Here is a 20,168-nt window from a genome sequence, read left to right as displayed (position 1 = left end):
GGCCTCAGCCGGCGACGAGCAGGCCCTCGGACTGCTCGCGCTCGAGGATGCCGGCCATGTCGGGGTCGGCGACGTCCTGGCAGCCCTCGAGCTCGACGTACTGGCCGTTCTCGATCTTCGCCATGCGCGTGGCGTGGTTGGCGTGGTGCTCGTCGGCCACCCCGAAGTACCAGGGGGAGCACAGCAGGTCGGAGGTGTAGCCCTTGACCCCGAGCAGCGCGTCGGACACCGTCGTGCGGTCCAGGGTGTCCGCGTCGAGCGGCAGCAGGGCGTCGACGAAGATCTTCGCCGCGAGCCAGCCGGCCTGGCTGAACGTGTCGCGCGGCGCGTCCGGGGCGGCGTACTGGTCCATGCCGGCGCGCCAGGCGTTCGAGTCCTTCCCGTCGGCCGTGACCAGCGCCAGCTCGGAGTTGGCCACGAACCCCTCCCAGTAGTCGCCGATCTGCGTGCCGAACTGGGCGTCGTAGCACGAGGCCGTGCAGGCCCACGGGATGTCGCCCTTGGCGTCCTGCTGCTCTGCGGCCGCGAGGATCGACGCCGTGATCGGCGCCGGGTCTGCGATCACGAGGCTCGCCGGGGCGGCCTGCTTCACCTGGCTGACCAGCGGCAGGAAGTTGGACTCGGCCGGGTCGGACAGCACGTTGCCGACCAGGTCGATGCCGGCCTCCTTCGCGTACTTCGCGATGCCGTCGGCCACCCAGTCGCCATTGCCGCGGGTGTTGAGGCCGATGGCGAAGAACGTGTCCGCCTGGCCCTGCCGCTCGAAGTACTGCACCACGTGCAGCGCCGACGTGCGGGGGCCCGCGTTCACCGGGGCGATGTTCGAGGACTCGAAGCAGGCCTGGGGCACGCCCACCCCGGTGATCGAGTAGAGGCCGGCCTTGGCATACTCGACGTTCGCCACATCGCAGCCCACGAAGGTCGCGTCGCCGACCAGCGCGACGACGTCGGTGTCGGCCGCGTAGCCGGCCGCGAGCTGCGCCGTCTTGGTCGGGTCGAGGGCGTCGTCGCCGAACTCGAACTGGATCGGCCGGCCGTTGATGCCGCCGTTGTCGTTGACGCAGTCGAAGTAGGCCTTGGCGGACTTGGGGAGGACGAGAAGTCCACGCCGCCCGACGCCGTGGCGACCGCCGCGACCTTGATCGGCTCTCCCGTGGCCTTCTCGCCGGTGCCAAGGCCGCACGCGATGTCGCCGGCCTTGACGGCCGGCGCGCCTCCGGTGCTGCCGGAGCCGGTCTCGGAGACGCAGCCGGAGAGGATGAGCGTCACGGCGCCGAGCGGGGCCGCAGCCTTGAGGATGCGATTCATCGGTCAGTACTCCTTCGTACCGTGGGCGGGCATGAACGCACGCCCTGCCAGCGCCAGGGAACCGGAGCGGGCAGACCGCTGGATTGCACCGGCGCGAACGACGGTTGTCGTTCCGTGCACGCCGGTGAGCGGTGATCGAGGGGCGGGCCAGCCCCGGACGGGTTCCGGCTAGGATCGCTGTGACCTCGGTCACATCAGAGTCGATGGGTCCTTCCGGAGGTGAGAGATGTCCTTCACGTACGCGCCCCCGTCCGGGGCGGTCGCACCGCTCCAGCGGATCGGATCGTTCGCCGACTTCCAGGCGACGGTCGACCGCTCGTTCGTGCCGCTGAAGGTGTCGAGCCAGCGTGCGCACCACTTCAGCGCCGCGGTCCGCGCCGCAACGCTGCGAGGCTTCAGCCTCGTGGAGATCGCGGCCGTGCCGCACGTCGTCGAGCGCACGCGCAAGCTCCTCGGCGAGACCACCACCGAGCCCGCCTACAAGGCGAGCCTCATGCTCGAGGGCACCGGCTACATCTGCCAGGACGGGCACGACGTCGTGCTCAAGCCCGGCGACGTGGCCGTGTACGACACGACCCGGCCCTACACGCTCGTCTTCGACGACCACATGCGCACCATCGTGGCGATGTTCCCCAAGCGGCTCGTGGACCTCGCCGACGACAGGGTCGCTCGCCTCACGGCCACCGCACTGGGCCGCGACGACACCCTCGGTGAGATGGTCGGGTCGGTGCTCGCACAGCTCGCCGGCCGCCTCCAGCTCGTCACCGCCTCCACCGGGTGGCGGCTGGCACGCAACGCGGTGGACCTCGTGACGATCCTGCTGCGCGACCAGCTCGGGGAGGAGCGCACCGGCCTTCCGGCCGAGCGCCTGGAGAACGTGCTCGCCTACATCGAGGCGCATCTGGGCGACCCGGACCTGTCGCCGACCACCATCGCCGACGCGCACTACATCTCCGTGCGGTCGCTGCACCTGCTGTTCAAGCACACCGAGGTGTCCGTGTCGTCGTACATCCGCACGCGGCGGCTGGAACGGTGCCGCACCGACCTGGCAGACCCGGCGCTCGCGGGCGAGACGGTCGCCGGCATCGCCACACGGTGGTCGTTCGCGGACGCCGCACACTTCTCCCGCACCTTCAAGGCGACCTACGGCGAGACGCCGTCGGAGTTCCGTGCCCGGCTGCGCTGAGCGCGCGCGGGCCGGCGGTCCGGCGGGCGTCCTGGGCGGTCAGGCACTGCGCGCGGACGCAACGTGAGCGCGCGCAGGCGCAAGCCCGAGCCGACCCACCCCGGCAAAGATCGACGTGTCGGCAGACGCTGAGGAGACGCGATGGTGCGCGAAGTCGTGGTGCGCGAAGACGAAGGCGCTCTCCAGGTGGTGTTTCCAGCCCGGGGGCAGGTGACGCTCGAGCGGACACCGGCCCCGGTACCCGGGCGGGGCGAGCTGGTGGTGCGGATCTCCAGCGTGGGGATCTGCGCGACGGACCTGCACCTGCTCGACGGGCACATCGGTGACCCGTTCCCGTTGGTGCCGGGGCACGAGTTCGTGGGCGTCGTGGACGCCGTCGGCCCCGAGGACGACCGCGGGCTGAACACGGGCGACCCGGTCGCCGTCGAGATGCTCGTCCCGTGCGGCCGCTGCGACCGGTGCCGCGAGGGGCGGCACAACCTGTGCGAGCTCGACGACCACGCGCTCCACCCCGGAGCAGGACGGCAGATGGGCGTGAACATCCCGCGCACCGCCGCCCCGTACTCCGGCGGGTACGCCACGCACCTGCTCGTGCCCCGCGCGGGCGTGGTCCACCGCGTGCCGGACGGCCTCGACCTGGAGACCGCCGTGCTCGCCGAGCCGCTCGCGGTCGCGGTCCGCGCCGTGGAACGCGGGCGCGTCGGGCTGGGCGACCGTGTGGTGATCATCGGCCCCGGACCCATCGGCCTGCTCGCCGCGGCCGCCGCCTCGGCCGCGGGGGCGGCGGAGATCGTCGTCGTCGGCGGGCGGCAAGAGCGCCGGGCGCTGGCCCGCGCGTTCGGCGCGACCGCCACCGTCACCGAGCGGGGGGCCGCGCTCGTCGCGAACCTCCGCGCGCGGTTCGGCGGCGGGCCCGACGTCGTCATCGAGGCCGCGGGGGCCGTCGAGGCCCAGGCCACCGCCGTGCAGGCGGTGCGGCGGGGCGGGCGCGTGGTGCTCGCCGGAGCCTGCGGCTCCGGGTCGGTGCTGGCACTCGCGTCGGACGACATGCTCCTGACCCGCGAGATCGACATCCTGCCGTCCTTCCTGGCCGTGGGCGGCTACGAGCGCTCGCTCGGCCTGCTCGCCCAGGGGCGGTTCCCGTTCGCCTCGCTGATCACGCACGTCTACCCGCTGAGCGACGTCGAGAAGGCGTTCGCAGCGGTCCGTGCGCGCACCGAGGGACTGACCAAGGCAGTCCTGGTCCCGCCCGCGGCGTGACCAGGACGATCCGGAACGACGTGAGGAGCACGATGACCACCGCTCAGCAGATCGAGGTCGGCGCGCGGGTCGACGCCGCCGACCCGTCCAGGTGGAGGACCTACGACGACTTCGCAGCCGGCATCGACACCTATCGCCTGCCCGCCGCGGACCTGACGGGCAGCACCGTCGAGGCGACGTTCGACGACGGCGTGAACCTGCGCCTGGAGTTCCTGGGCGCCGAGACCGTGCGCTGGACCTCAGCGGCGCTGCTGGGCGCCGACGGCGGCACGTCCGACCCGTACGACGCCGTGCGCGTGCGCGCGGACGTGATGTTCTGCAGCCTTCCCTTCACCTCGCGCGACGGCGAGGCGCTGACCGTCATCTGGTCGCAGACCTCGGGCCGCGCACTGCTCGTCCACTCGGTGATCGCCCCGGAGAAGACCGAGGGAGTGCCGCAGGTGGGGCAGACGTTCGCCGCCGGGGAACTCGCGGGCGTCGCCGTGACCGGCGCCAAGCCCGCGCCGACACGCGACCTGGTCGGCGTGCGCAACATCTACCGGTACAGCCCCCACCACCTGTACGAGCACGTGTACCTCAGCTCCGAGCGCTACGCGTGGCAGTGCCTGCAGGGCGAGCAACGCGGGCACGGCGACGTCGACCTGTCGACGCTGTGGAAGTTCGCCGACGGCCTGTACCTGTTCTGCTTCCGCGAGTTCGTCATCCCGGTGGCAAGCGTGTGGCTGCACGACCTCGGGTACGAGATGCGGACCACCGGCATCTTCCTCGGCATCAATGCCGAGGGCCGGGCCGACCACCGGAAGGCCGGCGGCCACATCTTCCCCCTCGGTTCCGTGCGATACCCCGACGTGCAACCGGTCTAGGAGGACTCATGCCTACCCACCACGAGATCATCGCGGCCCACTACGCGGCCTCCGCCGTCGGCGACCTGGAGGGGATGCTCGCCCCGCTCACCGAGTCGACGCTCTGGACCGAGGCTGCGGGCCTCCCCAGCGCAGGGACCTACCAAGGCCCCGACGAGGTACGCACCCACGTGTTCGAGGCGATCGCCCGCGAGTTCGACCGCTACGCCTTCACCCTGGAGTCCTTGCTCGACGCAGGCGACGCGCAGGTGGCGGTCGGCACGTACACCGGCACCCACCGAAAGACAGGGAAGAGCTTCACCGCACGAGTGGCGCACGTGTGGCGTCTGGAGGACGGCAAGGCCGTGACCTTCGAGCAGATCGTGGACTCCGTCCCGGTGAGGGACTCGACGGCGTAGGCCGCCCTTCTCGGCAGCGCGCCGGGGCGCACCAAGACGCCGTCCGTCACCTCGAACGCCCTCCTCGTCGATGCGACCCCCGTGCGCGCGGCTGCATGGCGGGCGACCGGTAGGCCGCGAAGACGCATCGGCCGGCCTTCTCACGACACCAGCATGTGCGTCCTGCGACACTGCTGACAGGACGAATCCCGCTCGCAGGCCGATTCCGTGCGAGGTCAGTATCCGAGCTCGATGCGTCTCGCGAGTTTGGCTGGGTCGGGTGGATCGCTGCTTGGCCTTTTCAGTTCGACCCCGTCGATCCTGGAGAGCTCGGACTTGAGGATCGGGTCCCCTTGGACTTTCTCCCAGCGAACGGCAGTGCGGCCTTCGGGGGTTATCGACAGGTACCCCGCGTCGAAGGCGCGGTCAACGAAGGTTGAGAGGCAGATGCCGTTGGAGGGGTCGAGGCGGATCTCCTTGGCTTCGCTCCACGGGACAATGTGCGAGGCCACTAGGAACGCTTTCGTTCGAATGCCGGTGACCGCGCACTCCCAGCCGTAGTTGTTCTTGACGCGCTTCGCGAAGACGGCCTGGTAGCTGCCTCGCGACTTGGCCGTGCCGAGTTGGTCGTCGACAGCGAAGATCTCCTGGTCGAGTTGCTCCTGTGCCGCGGCCATGACCTGCGGATCGGGGTCGGCCGCCTCGGCGGTCTGATCGTCCTGCACGGGACGTGTCCTCGTCGCCTCGAAGGAGAACCCGCCCTCGCCGTCGAAGAGCACCGTGTCTGAGACGCGTTGGTTGACCCACTTGGAGCTGTCCGACAGGTGTGGAGCGCCCTCGAAAACGCCAAGGAAGCGGTAGTAGCGCGGTCTCGACGGCCCAATGTGACCGAACGTGATCACGTACTGTCGGATCGGCTTCGTCTCCATGACGGCCCCGTACTTGCCGCCCGGGACGTGGCGCATCGTGATCACGTTGCCGTCCGATGACAAGGAGTTGTCCCAGTCACCGTTCTGGTACATCTTCGGGAACCAGATCTCGGTGAACTCATCGAGCCGGATGATCGCGCTCTGGTGGCTCCTGTAGGTGCGTCCAAAGAGAGCGGCAACTTCGAGGTGGTTCTGGAACGGGACGCGGTCTGCGACTGTGAGGACGCCGCGCTCGATGAGGCGCCTCAACCATGCGCCGTCGGTCTGATCGCGCCGTTGGATCTCGACTTGTGGGGTCAGCGTCGGAGTTCCTCCACTCGGTGGCAGATCGGTCGCGAACTCCTTGTAGCAGAGCAGGCGGTCCTCGGCTGCACGGACCTCGATATCAGATGCCGCACTCGCCATTGCGGACTTCGGTGCGCCCGCGTACCCGGGGCCGATTGTTCCGTCAGGGCGGACGCACAGCGACGTGAGGGGTGGCTCACCCTCGTCGGCCGCCCTCTGTGCAGCGATCTCCAGGACACTGCCGATCCAGTTCTGCCTCGGCATGTCGGTGGTGATGGTGGTCTCCTTCTGGAGGACCTCGCTCAACTGCGCATCGCTGACGACCTCGTTGTATGTCCGCGCGATCGCCTTGAGTTCCGCGTACGCCACGTTGCCCCACGCGGCGAGTGCGTCGGCGTGGGAGATCTCGGTTCCGTCGCTCCTCGAGGCCATATGTGCTCAGGCTAGACGAAGCGGCCCGCGTAACTCCGGAGGCTTGCCGATTGCCCGCAACGCCGGGCTCGGTGCGTCGACGGCGGCAGTCTCGGCTTCTGCGTCTTCGAAGAGTTCGGCCTTTTGTGCGATCATCCGGTGCCTCGCCGCCGCGCACCGGACGCCGTCAACGGTGAGCGGTGCGCGCCACCACTGACTCAGCCCTGATCCACCGCTCGGGTCGTCTTGTGTCGTCTTGTGTGGGTTAGCGGCCAGAAAGTGTGTCCGCGATCGGGGTGTCTCGGGAGGTCAGCCCGGCGATTTGGGAGGTAGTTAATCCTCTGGGGGCATGCCTCGAGCGGGTGCTGGACATCCAGGGACGTGTTCGGCATGCGGTGCACGGCTGAAGCGCAACGGCACGACGAGCGCTGGGACCACACGCTGGCGGTGCACGGGATGTGGTGGCTCGTCAACGAAGCGGCGCCCCGATCGAACTCGGGCTGCGCAGCTCGACGGCTTCGTCGCCTGGCTGCTCGGCAACAACACCCAGCACGACGTCGGCTCGTCAGCGCGGTCGTTCCGCCGTCAGCACGCGTGGTGCTGGAACATCGACCCGCACATCCCGATCACCGGGGAGGTCTACGACGAGGTCCAGGTCGACGGAACCTACCTGTCCGGCGGGTGGTGCCTGCTCCTGGCGATCGACGGGACCACCGGCGACGTGATCGCCTGGCAGTGGTGCGACACGGAGAAGAGCGCCGCCTGGGTCGCCCTGCTCGAACGCATCCCGGCCCCACGTGTCGTGGTCACGGACGGCGGCTCAGGGCTGGCCTCCGCGCTCAAGACCTGCTGGCCCCAGACCCTCGTGCAGCGGTGCCTGGTGCACGTCCAACGCAACGTACGCCGCGAGCTGACCACCCGCCCCCGCACCGACGCCGGCAAGGCGCTGCGGGCCATCAGCCTGGCACTGACCAGGATCACGACCCGCGACCAGGCCACCGCCTGGCAGGTACGCCTGCACGACTGGCACCAGGTCTACCCCGACCTGATCAACACCAAGACCTACCTCAAGGACACCGGCACCCGCCCCGCCTCCGCACGACCGAACGCGACCTGGTGGTGTGTCTCGCGTCAAGCGGCTGGCAGGATTTGGGTGTTCTCAAAGTTGGGGATGGTGGGGTCGGCCAGGCCGAGGTGCACCTCCAGGGGCCGGTTCCAGGCGATCGTCTCGTGCGGGCGCACGGTGTTGTAGTCGTCGCGGTAGTCGTCGGCGTACTCGACGAGGGCCAGGACGTCGTCGATCTCTTCGAGGAAGAGCCGCTCGTACTTCAATGACTGGAAGCCGCGTTCGCGTGACCCGTTCTGCCCGGGCGTGCGCACGCGGGTGCGCACGTGCCGCAGCTCGGGGTGGGCGGTGATGAAGTGCTCGAACCGGAACGAGCGGAACGGGCCGCCGTTGTCCGTGACGACCGTGACCGCCGAGATGACGTTCCCGTCGCCGTCTCGCTCGCAGGCGTCGATCAGCGGGCGGCCGAACATCGTCTCGTAGTCGGTCAGCGCGAGCTCGATCGCGGCGATGGCGTCGTGCTGGTTCGCGGTCGGGGACACATGCCAGGGGTGCTCGTACTTGCTCCAGTAGTCCCGGCACCCGGCGATCCGCCACGTCCCGCCGGTGGTGGTCTCGAACTCGGAGAAGTCCAGCTGCCACACCTGGTTCGGCCCCGTCGGCTCGGTCGCGAACGCCGCCTTCCTACGCGCGGCGAGCTGGCGGTGTTCACGCTGGTAGGCCGCGGGCAGGATCAGCCCCTCGTCGCGCAGCAGCCGCAGCACGGACGCCTGCGATGCGGTGTGACCCTCGTAGCGGCACATGGCCCAGATCTTGCGGTGCCCCCACGCGGGATGCTTGAGCGCGTGCCGACGGGCAGCCTCGGCGACACTCTCGCGGGCCGGGCGCGGCCACGGCCCCTTCGTCGGTGCTCCGGTGCGGGCGCGGGCCTGCCAGCGCCGCCACGTGCGTTCGGGCACGCCGATCAGAGAGCAGAACCTCGTGGTCGGCATGCCCGCATCCAGACGGATCACCTCGAGGTCCTCGAAGGGCCCAGCCGGCCCTCCGCGGACTTCTTCCACACCCGGACCTCCAGGTGCGCCTCGCCCAAGGCCTGCGTCAACTCGGCGACCTCGGACTCCAGCTGCTGCTCCCGCGTCGAGGGGCCCGACTTCCCCGCCGCCAGGCCGGTCTTGCCAGCCTCGAGGAATTGCCGCTTCCAGTTCCCGACCGACTGCTCGGACACCTTCGCCCGCCGGGCGGCCTCGGCGACGGTGACCTCCCCGGCCAGGACCGACAACACGATCCTGGTCTTCTCCTCAGCCGGAACGGCCGCTGGTCTTGCCATGAACGATCAGACTCCTCACAGGTCAGGCCCGCAACCAACGGGCCCTGCCACATAGTCTGACGCGCGACAGGTGGACCCACGAACGACCCCGCCACGCCTACCGGCTCCTGGAACGCCTCTCGAGGCAGGGCGTGCTGTTCACCCACCTGCGCGAGGACCTCGACGGGCTCACCATCCACTCCACGACGAACCGGATCGAGGGCGGGTGCAACCACCCCGTCAAAGACCTGCTCCGCCGCCACCGCGGCATGACCGACGCCCACCGCCGGCGCGCCGCCCAGTGGTGGTTCTACCTGCACTCCACCCGGCCAGCACCACCAGCCACCCTGATCCGGCCCGAGCACTACAAGCCCCCACCCACCGCCGTCGTCATCCCCGACGACGAACACGTCCCGGGAGGCTACGGCACCAGCGCCACCGCCGAGGAAGGCCTCTGGGCCCGAACAGGCTGGGCCGGACGCTCGCACTGACCCGCGACACGCCCGGCGAGGACACACTTTCTGGCCGCTAACCCCCCAGCGCGTCTCGTGGTCCCGTGAGGCAAAGCGAAAGGCCCCCTGCATCCAGCGTTTCCGCTGGTCAGAGGGCCTTTCGGCTGGTCGGGGTGACAGGATTTGAACCTGCGACCTCTTCGTCCCGAACGAAGCGCGCTACCAAGCTGCGCCACACCCCGAGGGACTGCTCACCAGGCCGCGGGGGACCCGCGCGGTGAAGCCTGCCCAGCATAGCCGAGCATCGGCTCAGGACGAAAACCGGGCTGTCAGCGTGAGCAGTGTCGCTTCGGGTCGGCACGCGAACCGCACGGGCGTGTAGGGCGACGTGCCCGCTCCGGCCGAGACGTGCAGCCAGACCGAGCCGGCTCCGCCGGGGGTGTCGGGCCGGGTGCCGGGCCAGCCGTGCAGGCCCGAGGCTCGGCGTCGGTCCAGGTCGCAGTTGGTGACGATGGCCCCGAAGCCGGGCAGTCGTAGCTGCCCGCCGTGGGTGTGTCCGGCGAGGATGAGTTCGGCGCCGTCGGCACGGAATCCGTCGAGGATGCGCCGGTAGGGGGCGTGGGTGACGCCGACGTGGAGCGCCGCGGCCTGGTCGGTCCCTGTCGCGGCGCTGCCGCTGGTCACCCCGGTGAGTCCGGTGTCGGCGGGGCGTGTCGGCATCTCGTCGAGGTCGAGGTGGGGGTCGTCGGTGCCGACGAACGTCAGCGATCGGCCGTCGGCCAGTGCGACGGTGTCGCGCCGGTTGTCGAGGTCCTTCCAGCCGGCGGCCGCGAAGCCTGCGGTGAGCCGTTCCCAGGGCAGGGGTGTCGGTGTGGCTCGATGTGCGCGCGGGTCGGCCCGGAGGTAGTGGGCCGGGTTCTTGAGCATCGGCGCCCAGTAGTCGTTGGAGCCCATGACGTAGACGCCTGGTGTCGTGGCGAGGAGCGGTTCGAGCGCTTCGAGCAGCGGCCCGACGGCGTCCCTGTGGGCCAGGTTGTCGCCGGTGTCGACGACGAGGTCGGGGCGCAGGTCGGCCAGCGAGCGGACCCACGCGAGCTTGCGGCGCTGGGTGGGCGTGACGTGCAGGTCGCTGATGTGCAGCACCCGGATGTCGGCCTGCCCGGCCGGCAGGACGGGTACGGCGACATGGCGGACGGTGAAGAGCTTGGTCTCGGCGTACGCGTACGCGACTCCTGTGGCGCCGACGGCGAGAAGGCCGCCGAGGGTGCCCAGTGTGCGCCGTGCAGCCCGCGCGCTCAGTGCCCGCCTCCGTGGCCGCCGGCGTTGCCGTGGTCGTCCCCGGCCGGGATGGTGACCTCCGGGAGCTGGCCGCCGTCGGGGCCGACCGGGACGCCGTTCTCGTCGGTCGGCTGGGTGGGCGGCGCGGACGGCTTGGGTGCCGAGCCGACGAGTGCCGGGTCGGGTGCCGGGAAGTCGACGAGGGGCGCGCCGTCGAGCGCCTGGTTCATGTAGTCCTTCCACAGGGGTGCGGCGAGCGTGCTGCCGTACAGGGGCGCGATCCGGGTCCCGTTGAAGTTGATGTTGAGGTGGCTGACCTCGCCGCTCGCCTCGCCCACCCACACCGTGGTCACGAGCTGCGGCGTGAAGCCGGTGAACCATGTCTGAGCCGAGAACTGGTTGGTGCCCGTCTTGCCGGCCGCGGCGCGACCGCCCGCGAGCGAGTTGCCCCGGGCCGTGCCCTGGGTCAGCACGTTCTCCATCGCGGACACCACGGTGGCTGCGACGTTCGCGGGCAGCGCGTTGGCGTTGCAGTCCGCCGACGGCACGGGAAGCTGCTCCCCGTCGGGCGTCGTCACTGCGGTGATCGCGATCGGGGAGCAGTAGGTGCCGTTGGAGGCGAGTGTCCCGAAGGCTGCGGCGAGCTGCAGCGGTGACGTCGTCTGCGTGCCGATCAGCATCGACGGGGTGATGTAGATGTCGTCCCTGGTCGGGTTGTGGAGGGTCTCGCCGCCCTCCTTGGTCGTCGGGCGGAACCCCATGCTCCAGGCGGTGTCGGCGAGCGAGCACAGGTCGAGCTGGGTTCCCATGCTCGCGAACGCGGTGTTGACCGAGTTGTATGTCGCCTTGAGCACCGAGATGTCGCCGGAGATGTTGCCTTCGGAGTTCGCCGGGCCCCACGCGTCCTTGGGGCGGCTGCTGAACGGACCACGGCACGAGGCGTGCCAGGCGCTCTGGAGCCGCTTGGTCTTGGTCGCACTGACGACGTCGTTGAGCGTGTGCCCGGACTTGAGCCACTCGGCGAGCACGAACGGCTTGAAGTTCGAGCCGGGCTGGAACCCCTTGGACGCCCCGTGCGCTGGGTCGGCCGAGTAGTTGACCGCCGTCGTGCCGGGCTTTGGCGGTTTGCTCGCGTCGAACGGCACGTTCTGCGCCATCGCGAGTATCTTGCCCGTCCCGGGTTCGACCGAGACGACCGCGGACTCGAGCCCTGCGGTGTTGCCGTTCGGCACGTGCGCGCTGACCTGCTGCTCGGCGGCGGACTGCTTGCTCAGGTCGAGCGTCGTCGTGATCGAGAGGCCGCCGCGGTACAGGAGCGCCTTGCGGTCGTCCTTGGTCTCGCCGAACACCGGGTTGTTCGTGATCTCGGAGATCACGTAGGCGCAGAAGAACGCTGCGCCTCCGGCGGCCTGGCAGCCGGTCGGCACGGGCGTGATGTGCAGCGTGTCCTCGATGGGTGTGGCGTCGGCCGCGCGGTACTCCTCGAGCGTGGAGATGTAGCCCAGCGTGTACATCTTGTGCAGGACGACGTGGCGGCGGTTCTGCGCCTCCTGAGGGTCGACCGTCGGGTCGAAGGTGCTCGGGGCCTTCGTGATGCCGGCGATGGTCGCGGCCTCGACGACCGTCAGGTCCTTGGCGGGCTTGTTGAAGAAGTAGCGAGCGGCCGTCTCCACGCCGTAGATGCTGTTCTTCCCGAACTGCGCGACGTTGAGGTAGCCCTCGAGGATCTGGTCCTTCGTCATCGTCTTCTCGAGAGCGATGGCGTATTTCATCTCCTTGACCTTGCGGGCGTTGGAGTCCTCGGCCGCCTCGAACACGCCGAACGCGTCGCCCGACTGCTCTGCCTGGTCGATGAGCACGTTCTTCACGTACTGCTGCGTGAGCGTCGACGCACCCTGCTTGGGGCGCTTCATCAGGTTGTTGACCGCCGCGCGCGCGATGCCCTGCGGATCGACGCCGCCGTGGTCGTAGAAGCGCTCGTCCTCGATCGCGACGACGGCGTGCTTCATCGCGTCCGACACCTCGTCGAGCGGGACGACGACGCGGTTCTGCGCGTAGAACGTCGCGAGCGGTTCGCCGTTCGCGGCGAACACCGTCGACGCCTGGGACAGCGGTCCGGGCTTGAGCTCGTCCGGCACCTCGTCGAAGATCGCGATCGACGCGTTCGTCGTCGAGCTCGCGCCTGCGGCCACCGGGATGGCGAGCCCGGCCGCGATGATGCCGCCTGCCCCCGCCACCAGGACGAACGCGAGGAGGAGGGCGACGAGCTGCGTGGCCGGGATGGTGCGGGTGATGCGTCGCGGCTCATGCGGGGTCACCGCTCTTCGACGTGCCATGGGTGCCAGGGTACGTGGTGGGCCTGTCACGGGGTCGGGAGCGTCGCTGGATCTGTGTGCAGGTCCTGTGGAAAGGGCGCGGCGGCCTCGCGCGGCTATCTTTGGCGCATGGCGACGACGTGGGAGTACGCGACGATCCCCCTGCTGATCCACAACACCAAGGCGATCCTCGACCAATGGGGCGCCGACGGGTGGGAGCTCGTGCAGGTGGTACCCGGACCAGACGGGGTGGGCCTGGTGGCCTATCTCAAGCGCCCGACGGGCGACCGCTGATGGCCGGCGTGGAGGCGCGGCTCGCCGAGCTGGGCATCACGCTGCCCGACGTCGCGGCGCCGGTCGCCGCGTACGTCCCGGCCGTGCGCAGCGGTGACTACGTCCATACCTCGGGGCAGCTTCCGTTCGTCGACGGTGCCCTGCAGGCCACGGGCAAGGTCGGCGTCGGCGAGGGGCTCGTGAGCCCCGAGGACGCCGCCGGGTACGCGCGCCTGTGCGCGCTCAACGCCCTGGCCGCGGTGAGGTCGCTGCTCGGGTCGCTCGACGACGTCGTGCGCGTGGTCAAGGTCGTGGGCTTCGTGGCGTCCGACCCGGGCTTCACCGGTCAGCCCGGCGTGATCAACGGCGCGTCGAACGTGCTGGGCGAGATCTTCGGCGACGCCGGGGTGCATGCGCGCAGCGCCGTCGGCGTCGCGGTCCTGCCGCTCGACTCGCCGGTCGAGGTGGAGATCCTCGTCGAGGTGCGCACCCAGCGCCGAGACTGATCTGGTGGGCGTCCCGCGCGGCGCGCCGTCGTTCGGTGGCGTCGCGCGGTGCGCGCCGGCGCCTCAGCGCGCGCGGCGCTCCAGGCGGTCCACGTCCAGCAGGACGACGGCGCGGCCCTCGCGACGCACCCAGCCACGTGACGCGAAGTCGGCGAGCGCCTTGTTGACCGTCTCGCGGCTCGCCCCGACGAGCTGTGCGAGCTCCTCCTGCGTGAGGTCGTGCGCGACACGCACGCCGTCGTCGGACGGTTCGCCGAAGCGTGTCGACAGGTCGAGCAGGGCCTTGGCGACGCGACCGGGCACGTCGGAGAAGACGAGGTCGGCGAGGGTCTCGTTGGTGCGGCGCAGGCGGCGGGCCAGCGCACCGAGCAGGTGGGTGGCGACGTTGGGGTGCTCGCCGACCCAGGCGACCAGGGCCTGGTGGCGCAGCTCGTACACGACCGAGTCGGAGACCGACGACGCCGTTGCCGTGCGGGGGCCCGGATCGAAGAGGGAGAGCTCGCCGAACATCTCGCCGGGGCCGAGCACCGACAGCAGGTTCTCGCGTCCGTCGCTCGATCGGCGGCCCAGCTTGATCTTCCCCTGGGCGATCACGTAGAGCCGGTCGCCTGGCTCGCCCTCGCGGAAGAGCACGTCCCCACGGGACAGCTCGACAGGGATCATCGTCTCGAGCAGGGCCCGCGACTCGACGTCGTCCATGTCGGCGAAGAGCGGGGCGGAGAGCACGACGGTGTCGTCCACAGAGAATCCTCACGTACTCGGGGCCGGGCGTCCGGGCCGCTCCGGACCTCGGCCAGAATGTGTTCCAGTTCTCAAGTTTGCCTCACACTGCGCGTTTCGCCGGTCAGGATGGCGTTCGGGGCGTGGCTCGACGACCGAAGATACGTATCGCGTCCGCTCGGTACGCTGCCTGGGTGCCCACGACTCAGCCGCACCCGACCCCGACCGGGGAGTCCCGGCTGGCGCTCGTACGCCGCGCCCGCCGGATCGACCGCGAGCTCGCCGCGACCTACCCCGACGCTCGTGCCGAGCTCGACTTCACGTCCCCGCTGGAGCTGCTGGTGGCGACCGTGCTGAGCGCGCAGACGACGGACGTTCGCGTGAACGCGACGACTCCGACGCTGTTCGCGCGCTACCCGACGGCCGCGGCCTACGCGGGGGCCGACCCTGCGCAGCTCGAGGAGATCCTCCAGCCGCTCGGCTTCTTCCGCGCCAAGACGCGCGCGGTGATCGGGCTCGGCCAGGCGCTCGTCGAGCGGTTCGGCGGTGAGGTGCCGCCCCGGCTCGACGACCTGGTCACGTTGCCCGGCGTCGGGCGCAAGACGGCCAACGTCGTGCTCGGCAACGCGTTCGGCATCCCCGGCATCACCGTGGACACGCACTTCGGGCGGCTCGCCCGCCGGTTCGGGTGGACGAGCGCGGAGGACCCCGTCAAGGTCGAGTTCGAGGTCGCCGAGCTCATCCCGAAGAAGGACTGGACGATGCTCAGCCATCACGTCGTCTGGCACGGGCGCCGCATCTGCCACGCCAAGCGCCCGGCGTGCGGTGCGTGCCCGGTCGCGTCGTGGTGCCCGTCCTACGGCATCGGTGAGACGACCCCGGACGCGGCGGCGAAGCTCGTCAAGCAGGGGCCTCCCCGGTAGGTCGCGCACCCGGCCCGGCGACGCTCGGGAGTCCTAGCGCGTGGGAGCGGGGAGCCAGGCGAGGAGAAGTTCGGTGACGGCGTCCGGCGCCTCTTCCTGGAGGAAGTGGCCCGCGCCCTCGAGCACCTCGAAGCGGTAGTCGCGTGCGAAGGCCGCGGCGTCGGCGTCGGCCCGGTCGCGGCGCACGATGCCGTCGCGCTCGCCGTGCACCTGGAGCGTCGGGAGCGTGAGCACGCGGCGCACCGCGGCCGTGAAGCGCCTCCCGTCGAGCCGCGGCACCGAGCGCACGGACCAGCGCAAGGCCTCGGCCGCCGTGTGGGCCGCGAACGGGATGCGCAGCACGGTGCGGTAGAGCTCGACGGCGGCGGGGTCGAGCGGCCGGCCCGCGCCCAGAGCGAAGAACCGCTCCAGCACGTCCGCGTCGCGCAGGCGCCGCTCGGGCAGCGTCGGGATCTGTGCGAGCGCGAGCAGCCGCAGCGCGCGCGGCGTGAGCTGCTGCACCAGCGGCACGTGCAGGTGCGCCGGGTGCGGGCTCGACAGCGCGGCGACCCCGGCCGTCATGGCCGGCTGGAGCGCCGCCATCGACCAGGCGACCGTGCCGCCCGTCCCGTGCCCGACGACGATCGCGCGGTCGTGCCCGAGCGAGCGCACCACGCCGGCGACGTCACGCGTGCGGGTGGGCGTGTCGTAGCCCGACGGCGGCTTGTCGGACGCCGCGGTGCCCCGCAGGTCCATCGCGGCGACGGAATACCCGGCGTCGGCGAGCGCGGTGATCTGGTTTCGCCAGGTCCACCAGAACTGGCCGAACCCGTGCAGCAGCACGACCAGCGGCGCCGACGGCGACGCGGTGCGCCCCGGCCCGGCGAGCGCGACGTGGAACCGGGCCCCGTTGGCGGTCACGAACTCGTGCCGCCACGGCCCGTCGACGAGCGCGGACGAGTAGTCGGCGACCTCTCTGGCGTCGGGCATCATCGGCTCCGGGGTGTCGTGGGCTGCGAGTCGCCGTCGGGGGTGGCCGGGCTCGGGATCGCGCCGTCCGGGCGCGGCGACGGGGCGGTGGCCGAGGCCGACGGGGGCGCGTCCGCGGGCTCGTCGCGGGGGGAGCGTTCCTTGGGCGGCGGGTCGAAGCGGTAGCCCACGTTGCGCACGGTGCCGATGAGCTGCTCGTGCTCGGGCCCGAGCTTGGCGCGCAGACGCCGCACGTGGACGTCGACCGTGCGGGTGCCGCCGTAGTAGTCGTAGCCCCAGACCTCTTGCAGGAGCTGGGCGCGGGTGAACACCCGGCCTGGGTGCTGGACGAGGTACTTGAGGAGCTCGAACTCCTTGTACGTGAGGTCGATGGGCCGCCCACGCAGCCGGGCCGTGTAGCCGCCCGCGTCGATGGCCAGGTCCCCGGCGGCGATCTCCTGCGGCCCGTCGTCGACCGAGCCGCGCGCCGAGCGCTCGATCACCAGGCGCAGCCGTGCCTCGACCTCGGCGGGGGAGGCGTGCTCGAGCAGCAGGTCGTCCACGCCCCACTCGTGCGTGACGACGGTGAGCCCGCCCTCGGTGAGCACGAGCACGAGCGGCAGGTCGAGCCCGGTGGCGTGCAGCAGGCGGCACGTCGTGCGCGCGGCCACGAGGTCGCGGCGGGCGTCGAGCAGCACGACGTCGGAGTCGGGCGCGTCCACGAGCGCCGACGGCTCCATGGGCAGCACGCGGACCCGGTGCGAGAGAAGACCGAGCGCGGGCAGCACGTCGACCGACCCGCCCGTCGCGGGCGTGAGGATCAACAGTTCTGCCATGCGCGTCCCTCCTGGTCCTTCGTTTCCATCGGGTGTCGGCCTGCCGACAAACTACCTCCCGGCGCACCTGCGCACACCGGCCCGACACCCGCCTGATGGCGCAGTATGCATCGACCACGTGTCGGGCATGTGTCGTGGGAAGCCGAAGAGCACACACGGCGAGACCGTCCGGGATACTCGTGACCGTGACCCTGAGCACCCGTGCCGTGACGACCGCCGTCCTCGCCGCCGTCGTCGCCGCCGCCGCGTCCTTCGGCGTGCTGCCTCTCGTCGGCGTCGCCGTGGCGCTGGTCGTGCTCCTCGTGATCGGATGGCCGGCCGTCGTGGCCGCGCCCGCGCCGGGCGGACTGCGGATCGTCGTCCTCGCCGCAGGGCTCGGTGCCGCGGTTGTCGCCTGGCGCACGCAGGGCGAGCCGGTGCTGCGGCACCTGCCGCTCGTCGTCGCGATGTCGCTCGTGCTGGCCTTCTTGTCCGAGATGCTGCGGCGCGACGGTCGTGCGCGCCTGGTCGAGTCGCTCAGCGGCACCGTGACGGGCGCGTTCGTCGCCGTCGCCGCGGCAGGGTGGATCGCCACGACCCGCTCCACGGGCGGTACCGCGCTGGTCGTCACGGCGGCGACGGCGGTCGCTGCCGCTGCCGCGGTCTCGGCGCTCCCCGCGGCACGCGGCTGGCTCGGCGCGTTGTCCGCCGTCGCCGTCGCCGCCGTGGCGGGCGCGGGGGCCGGTGCACTCGTTCCAGACGTGGAGCCGGTGACGGGTCTGGTCGCGGGGCTCGTCGGCGGGCTGGGCGTCGGGGCGGTGCGGATCTTGTTCGAGCGTCTGCCGGGGGTGACGGGGCGCTGGGCCGGGATCGCGGCGGCGGTGGTGCCGGTGGCGGTCGGCGGGATCCTGGTGTTCGCCGTCGGGCGCGTGCTGCTGGGGTGAGGTCCGGGCCCTGTGCCGCTACGGACGCGCGGTGACGCCGTCGGAGCGGATGAACTCGCCCGCCAGTTCGAGCCGCACCGTCTTGGCGACCAGGACGCCACCCGCCTCGAGCGCCACGTTCCACAGCAGCCCGTAGGCCTCGCGGTCGATCGCGGTGGTGGCCGAGAAACCCCAGATGTCGCGCCCGTACAGGTCGCGACGGGCGCCGCCGTACTCGACGTCGAGCGTGACGGGAAGCGTCGTGGACCGGATCGTGAGGTCGCCGTGGAGCTGGAACCGCGACGGCGGGCGCGTCGCGGCGTCGGGGGCGGCGGTGCGCCCCTGGGCGTGCCCTTTGAGGCGCGCCCAGGAGAAGATCGGGTCGGGCTGCGTCTGCCAGGTCAGACCGGTCGAGCGGAAGCCGATGGTCGGGTGCGTGTCGGCGTCGAGGAAGTCGCCCGAGCGCAGGTGGCCGTCGCGCTCGGCGTTGTCGGTGTCGATCGAGGCCGACTGGATCGTCGCGCTCGCCCAGGACTCGAGCGGGTCCTCGTCGACCCAGACCTGTGCGGATGCGCGAGTGAACTCGCCGCGCACGGTGCTGACCATCATGTGGGTCGCGTTGAAGCCCAGCCGCATGTGCTCGGTGTCCAGGTGGTAGGGACCCGGCGCCGGGATGACGAGATCGTTCCAGGTGCGCAGGGGCAGGTCGGTCATCGCAGATCCTCCGGGGGCAGGTGTGGCGGCGCGCGACGCGATCCGAGACGCCTGCCGTCCAGCATTCGGGATCATGGTGGTGTGCACGCGGACGGCGGGGTGATCATTGATCGCCGAGCAGGGATCACTCTATAGATTCCGCTTTCAACTATTGTCATCGTGCAGGTCGGCAGAAGGGAACGGGCGTGCCCCAGACGTTCGCGCTCGTCGCGCTCCTGGCCGTGACGGCAGTGATCGGCGCCGTATGGCGTGCCCGCCAGGGGCGGGTGCGTGTGGCGCGCGCCGCCGCGCCGTCGGCAGGGGACACCAGCCCGGCCACGGAGTGGGCCGCGCGCGGCGTGATCCTCGGCACGCGCGCCACGTTCCTCCAGCTCTCCGCCGAGATCTGCGCCCCGTGCCGCGCCACCGCCCGTGTCCTGCGAGCGCTCGCGTCGGCCGAGGACGGCGTCGCCCACCAGGAGCTGGACGTCGACGCGCACCTCGACCTCGTCGCCCGGCTGCGCGTGCTGACGACCCCCACCGTGCTCGTGCTCGACCCCGACGGCGTCGAGCTCGCCCGCGCGAGCGGCGCCATGAGCCCGTCCCAGGCCCGCGAGGCACTGGCCCTCTGTCGTTGAACCCCTGCACGTGAACCACTGCACGTGAACCCCTGCACGTGAACCCCTGTCGCTGACCCCCGCGGCCCCGCGCCCGGTCCGCACGCCGGCGCACCCGTGCGCCGCGCCGGCACGTTCCCGCCTGACCTCCTGGAGTCCTCATGTCTCGCAGCACCCCCACCCCCGCCCCCACCCCCGCCCCCACCCCCGCTTCCACCGGCCGGCCGGCCGGGATCGACCCCCGCGGCCCGCGCGTCGCAGCCGGGATCACGGCGGTGCTGCTCGCCGTCGTCGTGCTGCTGGGCGTCGCGGAGCCGACGCGCCGCGCGGCGCTCGTGCTGCTGGCCGTGCTCGCGCTCAGCTTCGCCGTCGGCGCCGCGCGTGGCGCTCAGCACACCTGGCAAGGCTGGGTGTTCCGCACGGTCGTGCGGCCCCGGCTTGCCGCCCCGAAGAGCTCGAGGACCCGCGCCCGCCGCGTTTCGCGCAGCTCGTCGGACTCGTCGTGACCGGCGTCGGCGTGATCCTCGGGCTGCTGGGAGCCGGGGCGGCCGTCCCCGTGGCCGCCGCGCTCGCGTTCGTGGCGGCGGCGCTCAACGCCGTCGTCGGGCTGTGCCTGGGATGTGAGCTGTACCTGCTGGGACGGCGCCTGCGCGCGGGTACCGCCGCTGCCTGACATCACGCCCCGAAGCGCGCCGGGCGCGGCTAGGATCGGCC

Annotated in this window: 20 protein-coding genes, 1 tRNA gene and 2 pseudogenes; 12 read left to right on the top strand and 11 right to left on the bottom strand. The window is 71.2% G+C overall.

Annotated features, from left to right (window positions below; genetic code table 11):
- Window positions 1–4 precede the first annotated feature (4 nt).
- Entirely contained in the window at window positions 5–1,183 is a 1,179-nt protein-coding gene (locus tag ET495_RS11185) for an ABC transporter substrate-binding protein (protein ID WP_162616446.1), read from the bottom strand.
- Window positions 1,184–1,534: 351 nt separating this feature from the next.
- Here ET495_RS11185 and ET495_RS11180 point away from each other — a divergent pair, with 351 nt between their 5' ends.
- The 4 genes from ET495_RS11180 to ET495_RS11165 all read left to right on the top strand — a co-directional run bounded on the left by ET495_RS11180 (window position 1,535) and on the right by ET495_RS11165 (window position 5,015).
- A complete protein-coding gene (locus ET495_RS11180) occupies window positions 1,535–2,494 on the top strand; it encodes an AraC-like ligand-binding domain-containing protein (protein ID WP_129204875.1) in 960 nt (319 codons plus the stop codon).
- 141 nt (window positions 2,495–2,635) lie between these two features.
- Window positions 2,636–3,754: a zinc-dependent alcohol dehydrogenase gene (locus ET495_RS11175; RefSeq protein WP_129204874.1), complete on the top strand. Its 1,119-nt coding sequence runs from the start codon at window positions 2,636–2,638 to the stop codon at window positions 3,752–3,754.
- A 32-nt stretch (window positions 3,755–3,786) separates the two neighbouring features.
- A complete protein-coding gene (locus ET495_RS11170; protein WP_129204873.1) occupies window positions 3,787–4,617 on the top strand; it encodes a MoaF C-terminal domain-containing protein in 831 nt (276 codons plus the stop codon).
- An 8-nt stretch (window positions 4,618–4,625) separates the two neighbouring features.
- Window positions 4,626–5,015 carry a nuclear transport factor 2 family protein gene (locus tag ET495_RS11165; RefSeq protein WP_129204872.1) on the top strand — a complete coding sequence of 130 codons (390 nt, stop codon included), beginning with the start codon at window positions 4,626–4,628 and terminating at the stop codon, window positions 5,013–5,015.
- 215 nt (window positions 5,016–5,230) lie between these two features.
- Here the strand turns inward: ET495_RS11165 and ET495_RS17690 are convergent, their stop codons facing one another.
- Window positions 5,231–6,640, bottom strand: a complete 1,410-nt coding sequence (locus ET495_RS17690; protein WP_162616445.1) for an HNH endonuclease — start codon at window positions 6,638–6,640, stop codon at window positions 5,231–5,233.
- A 328-nt stretch (window positions 6,641–6,968) separates the two neighbouring features.
- On the opposite strand from ET495_RS17690, the pseudogene ET495_RS18785 reads away from it, so the two are divergent.
- Window positions 6,969–7,646: pseudogene (locus ET495_RS18785) on the top strand (IS1249 family transposase); the annotation flags it as partial.
- A gap of 104 nt (window positions 7,647–7,750) precedes the next feature.
- Here ET495_RS18785 and ET495_RS11150 read toward each other — a convergent pair.
- Both ET495_RS11150 and ET495_RS11145 read right to left on the bottom strand, forming a co-directional pair.
- Window positions 7,751–8,677, bottom strand: a complete 927-nt coding sequence (locus tag ET495_RS11150; protein WP_245993034.1) for an integrase core domain-containing protein — start codon at window positions 8,675–8,677, stop codon at window positions 7,751–7,753.
- Window positions 8,678–8,694: 17 nt separating this feature from the next.
- Window positions 8,695–9,012, bottom strand: coding sequence for a transposase (locus tag ET495_RS11145; protein WP_129202598.1), 318 nt, complete (start codon window positions 9,010–9,012; stop codon window positions 8,695–8,697).
- 131 nt (window positions 9,013–9,143) lie between these two features.
- On the opposite strand from ET495_RS11145, the gene ET495_RS11140 reads away from it, so the two are divergent.
- Window positions 9,144–9,482 carry a hypothetical protein gene (locus ET495_RS11140; protein WP_129204869.1) on the top strand — a complete coding sequence of 113 codons (339 nt, stop codon included), beginning with the start codon at window positions 9,144–9,146 and terminating at the stop codon, window positions 9,480–9,482.
- A 126-nt stretch (window positions 9,483–9,608) separates the two neighbouring features.
- Here the strand turns inward: ET495_RS11140 and ET495_RS11135 are convergent.
- The 3 genes from ET495_RS11135 to ET495_RS11125 form a co-directional block, all read right to left on the bottom strand.
- Window positions 9,609–9,685 (bottom strand) — tRNA-Pro (locus ET495_RS11135).
- Between the two features lie 67 nt (window positions 9,686–9,752).
- Complete coding sequence (locus ET495_RS11130; protein WP_129205996.1) at window positions 9,753–10,742, bottom strand: metallophosphoesterase; 990 nt, start codon at window positions 10,740–10,742, stop codon at window positions 9,753–9,755.
- The gene (locus ET495_RS11125) at window positions 10,739–13,057 is read right to left on the bottom strand and encodes a transglycosylase domain-containing protein (protein WP_129204868.1); all 2,319 of its coding nucleotides are present in this window, start codon (window positions 13,055–13,057) and stop codon (window positions 10,739–10,741) included. Before ET495_RS11125 ends, ET495_RS11130 begins: the two co-directional genes overlap by 4 nt.
- 108 nt (window positions 13,058–13,165) lie before the next feature.
- Here ET495_RS11125 and sp36 point away from each other — a divergent pair, with 108 nt between their 5' ends.
- Both sp36 and ET495_RS11115 read left to right on the top strand, forming a co-directional pair.
- Window positions 13,166–13,330, top strand: a complete 165-nt coding sequence (gene sp36, locus ET495_RS11120; protein WP_129204867.1) for a Sp36 family protein — start codon at window positions 13,166–13,168, stop codon at window positions 13,328–13,330.
- On the top strand, window positions 13,330–13,815 hold the full coding sequence (locus tag ET495_RS11115; RefSeq protein WP_129204866.1) for a RidA family protein: 486 nt from the start codon (window positions 13,330–13,332) through the stop codon (window positions 13,813–13,815). Before sp36 ends, ET495_RS11115 begins: the two co-directional genes overlap by 1 nt.
- A 63-nt stretch (window positions 13,816–13,878) precedes the next feature.
- Here the strand turns inward: ET495_RS11115 and ET495_RS11110 are convergent, their stop codons facing one another.
- Window positions 13,879–14,556 carry a Crp/Fnr family transcriptional regulator gene (locus ET495_RS11110; protein ID WP_129204865.1) on the bottom strand — a complete coding sequence of 226 codons (678 nt, stop codon included), beginning with the start codon at window positions 14,554–14,556 and terminating at the stop codon, window positions 13,879–13,881.
- Window positions 14,557–14,729: 173 nt separating this feature from the next.
- Here ET495_RS11110 and nth point away from each other — a divergent pair, with 173 nt between their 5' ends.
- Window positions 14,730–15,458: an endonuclease III gene (nth, locus tag ET495_RS11105; RefSeq protein ID WP_129204864.1), complete on the top strand. Its 729-nt coding sequence runs from the start codon at window positions 14,730–14,732 to the stop codon at window positions 15,456–15,458.
- 33 nt (window positions 15,459–15,491) lie between these two features.
- On the opposite strand, the gene ET495_RS11100 is transcribed toward nth, so the two are convergent.
- Entirely contained in the window at window positions 15,492–16,427 is a 936-nt protein-coding gene (locus ET495_RS11100; protein WP_129204863.1) for an alpha/beta fold hydrolase, read from the bottom strand.
- The gene (locus ET495_RS11095; protein ID WP_129204862.1) at window positions 16,427–17,242 is read right to left on the bottom strand and encodes a winged helix-turn-helix transcriptional regulator; all 816 of its coding nucleotides are present in this window, start codon (window positions 17,240–17,242) and stop codon (window positions 16,427–16,429) included. The genes ET495_RS11100 and ET495_RS11095 overlap by 1 nt, the downstream gene beginning before the upstream one ends.
- A gap of 185 nt (window positions 17,243–17,427) precedes the next feature.
- Between ET495_RS11095 and ET495_RS11090 the strand changes: the two genes are divergently transcribed.
- Window positions 17,428–18,165, top strand: a complete 738-nt coding sequence (locus ET495_RS11090; protein ID WP_170220582.1) for a hypothetical protein — start codon at window positions 17,428–17,430, stop codon at window positions 18,163–18,165.
- 18 nt (window positions 18,166–18,183) lie between these two features.
- Here ET495_RS11090 and ET495_RS11085 read toward each other — a convergent pair whose 3' ends face one another.
- Window positions 18,184–18,858, bottom strand: coding sequence for a YceI family protein (locus ET495_RS11085; RefSeq protein WP_129204860.1), 675 nt, complete (start codon window positions 18,856–18,858; stop codon window positions 18,184–18,186).
- Window positions 18,859–19,043: 185 nt separating this feature from the next.
- On the opposite strand from ET495_RS11085, the gene ET495_RS11080 reads away from it, so the two are divergent.
- The gene (locus ET495_RS11080) at window positions 19,044–19,475 is read left to right on the top strand and encodes a thioredoxin family protein (RefSeq protein ID WP_170220581.1); all 432 of its coding nucleotides are present in this window, start codon (window positions 19,044–19,046) and stop codon (window positions 19,473–19,475) included.
- Between the two features lie 140 nt (window positions 19,476–19,615).
- Window positions 19,616–20,127, top strand: a pseudogene (locus ET495_RS11075) (DUF4395 family protein).
- Window positions 20,128–20,168 lie beyond the last annotated feature (41 nt).

The organism is Xylanimonas allomyrinae (assembly GCF_004135345.1).
Lineage (GTDB): Bacteria > Actinomycetota > Actinomycetes > Actinomycetales > Cellulomonadaceae > Xylanimonas > Xylanimonas allomyrinae.
The sequence above is the reverse complement of the archived record's forward strand: the minus strand, read 5'-3'. Positions and strand labels throughout refer to the sequence as shown.

Bases quoted from the DNA above. Each gene is read 5' to 3' on its own strand.
- ET495_RS11165 (WP_129204872.1), top strand. From the start codon at position 4,626: ATGCCTACCCACCACGAGATCATCGCGGCCCACTACGCGGCCTCCGCC.
- ET495_RS11085 (WP_129204860.1), bottom strand. From the start codon at position 18,858: ATGACCGACCTGCCCCTGCGCACCTGGAACGATCTCGTCATCCCGGCG.
- ET495_RS11175 (WP_129204874.1), top strand. From the start codon at position 2,636: ATGGTGCGCGAAGTCGTGGTGCGCGAAGACGAAGGCGCTCTCCAGGTG.
- ET495_RS11170 (WP_129204873.1), top strand. From the start codon at position 3,787: ATGACCACCGCTCAGCAGATCGAGGTCGGCGCGCGGGTCGACGCCGCC.
- ET495_RS11125 (WP_129204868.1), bottom strand. From the start codon at position 13,057: ATGGCACGTCGAAGAGCGGTGACCCCGCATGAGCCGCGACGCATCACC.
- ET495_RS11100 (WP_129204863.1), bottom strand. From the start codon at position 16,427: ATGCCCGACGCCAGAGAGGTCGCCGACTACTCGTCCGCGCTCGTCGAC.
- ET495_RS11115 (WP_129204866.1), top strand. From the start codon at position 13,330: ATGGCCGGCGTGGAGGCGCGGCTCGCCGAGCTGGGCATCACGCTGCCC.
- ET495_RS11180 (WP_129204875.1), top strand. From the start codon at position 1,535: ATGTCCTTCACGTACGCGCCCCCGTCCGGGGCGGTCGCACCGCTCCAG.
- ET495_RS17690 (WP_162616445.1), bottom strand. From the start codon at position 6,640: ATGGCCTCGAGGAGCGACGGAACCGAGATCTCCCACGCCGACGCACTC.
- sp36 (WP_129204867.1), top strand. From the start codon at position 13,166: ATGGCGACGACGTGGGAGTACGCGACGATCCCCCTGCTGATCCACAAC.
- ET495_RS11150 (WP_245993034.1), bottom strand. From the start codon at position 8,677: ATGCCGACCACGAGGTTCTGCTCTCTGATCGGCGTGCCCGAACGCACG.
- ET495_RS11145 (WP_129202598.1), bottom strand. From the start codon at position 9,012: ATGGCAAGACCAGCGGCCGTTCCGGCTGAGGAGAAGACCAGGATCGTG.
- ET495_RS11095 (WP_129204862.1), bottom strand. From the start codon at position 17,242: ATGGCAGAACTGTTGATCCTCACGCCCGCGACGGGCGGGTCGGTCGAC.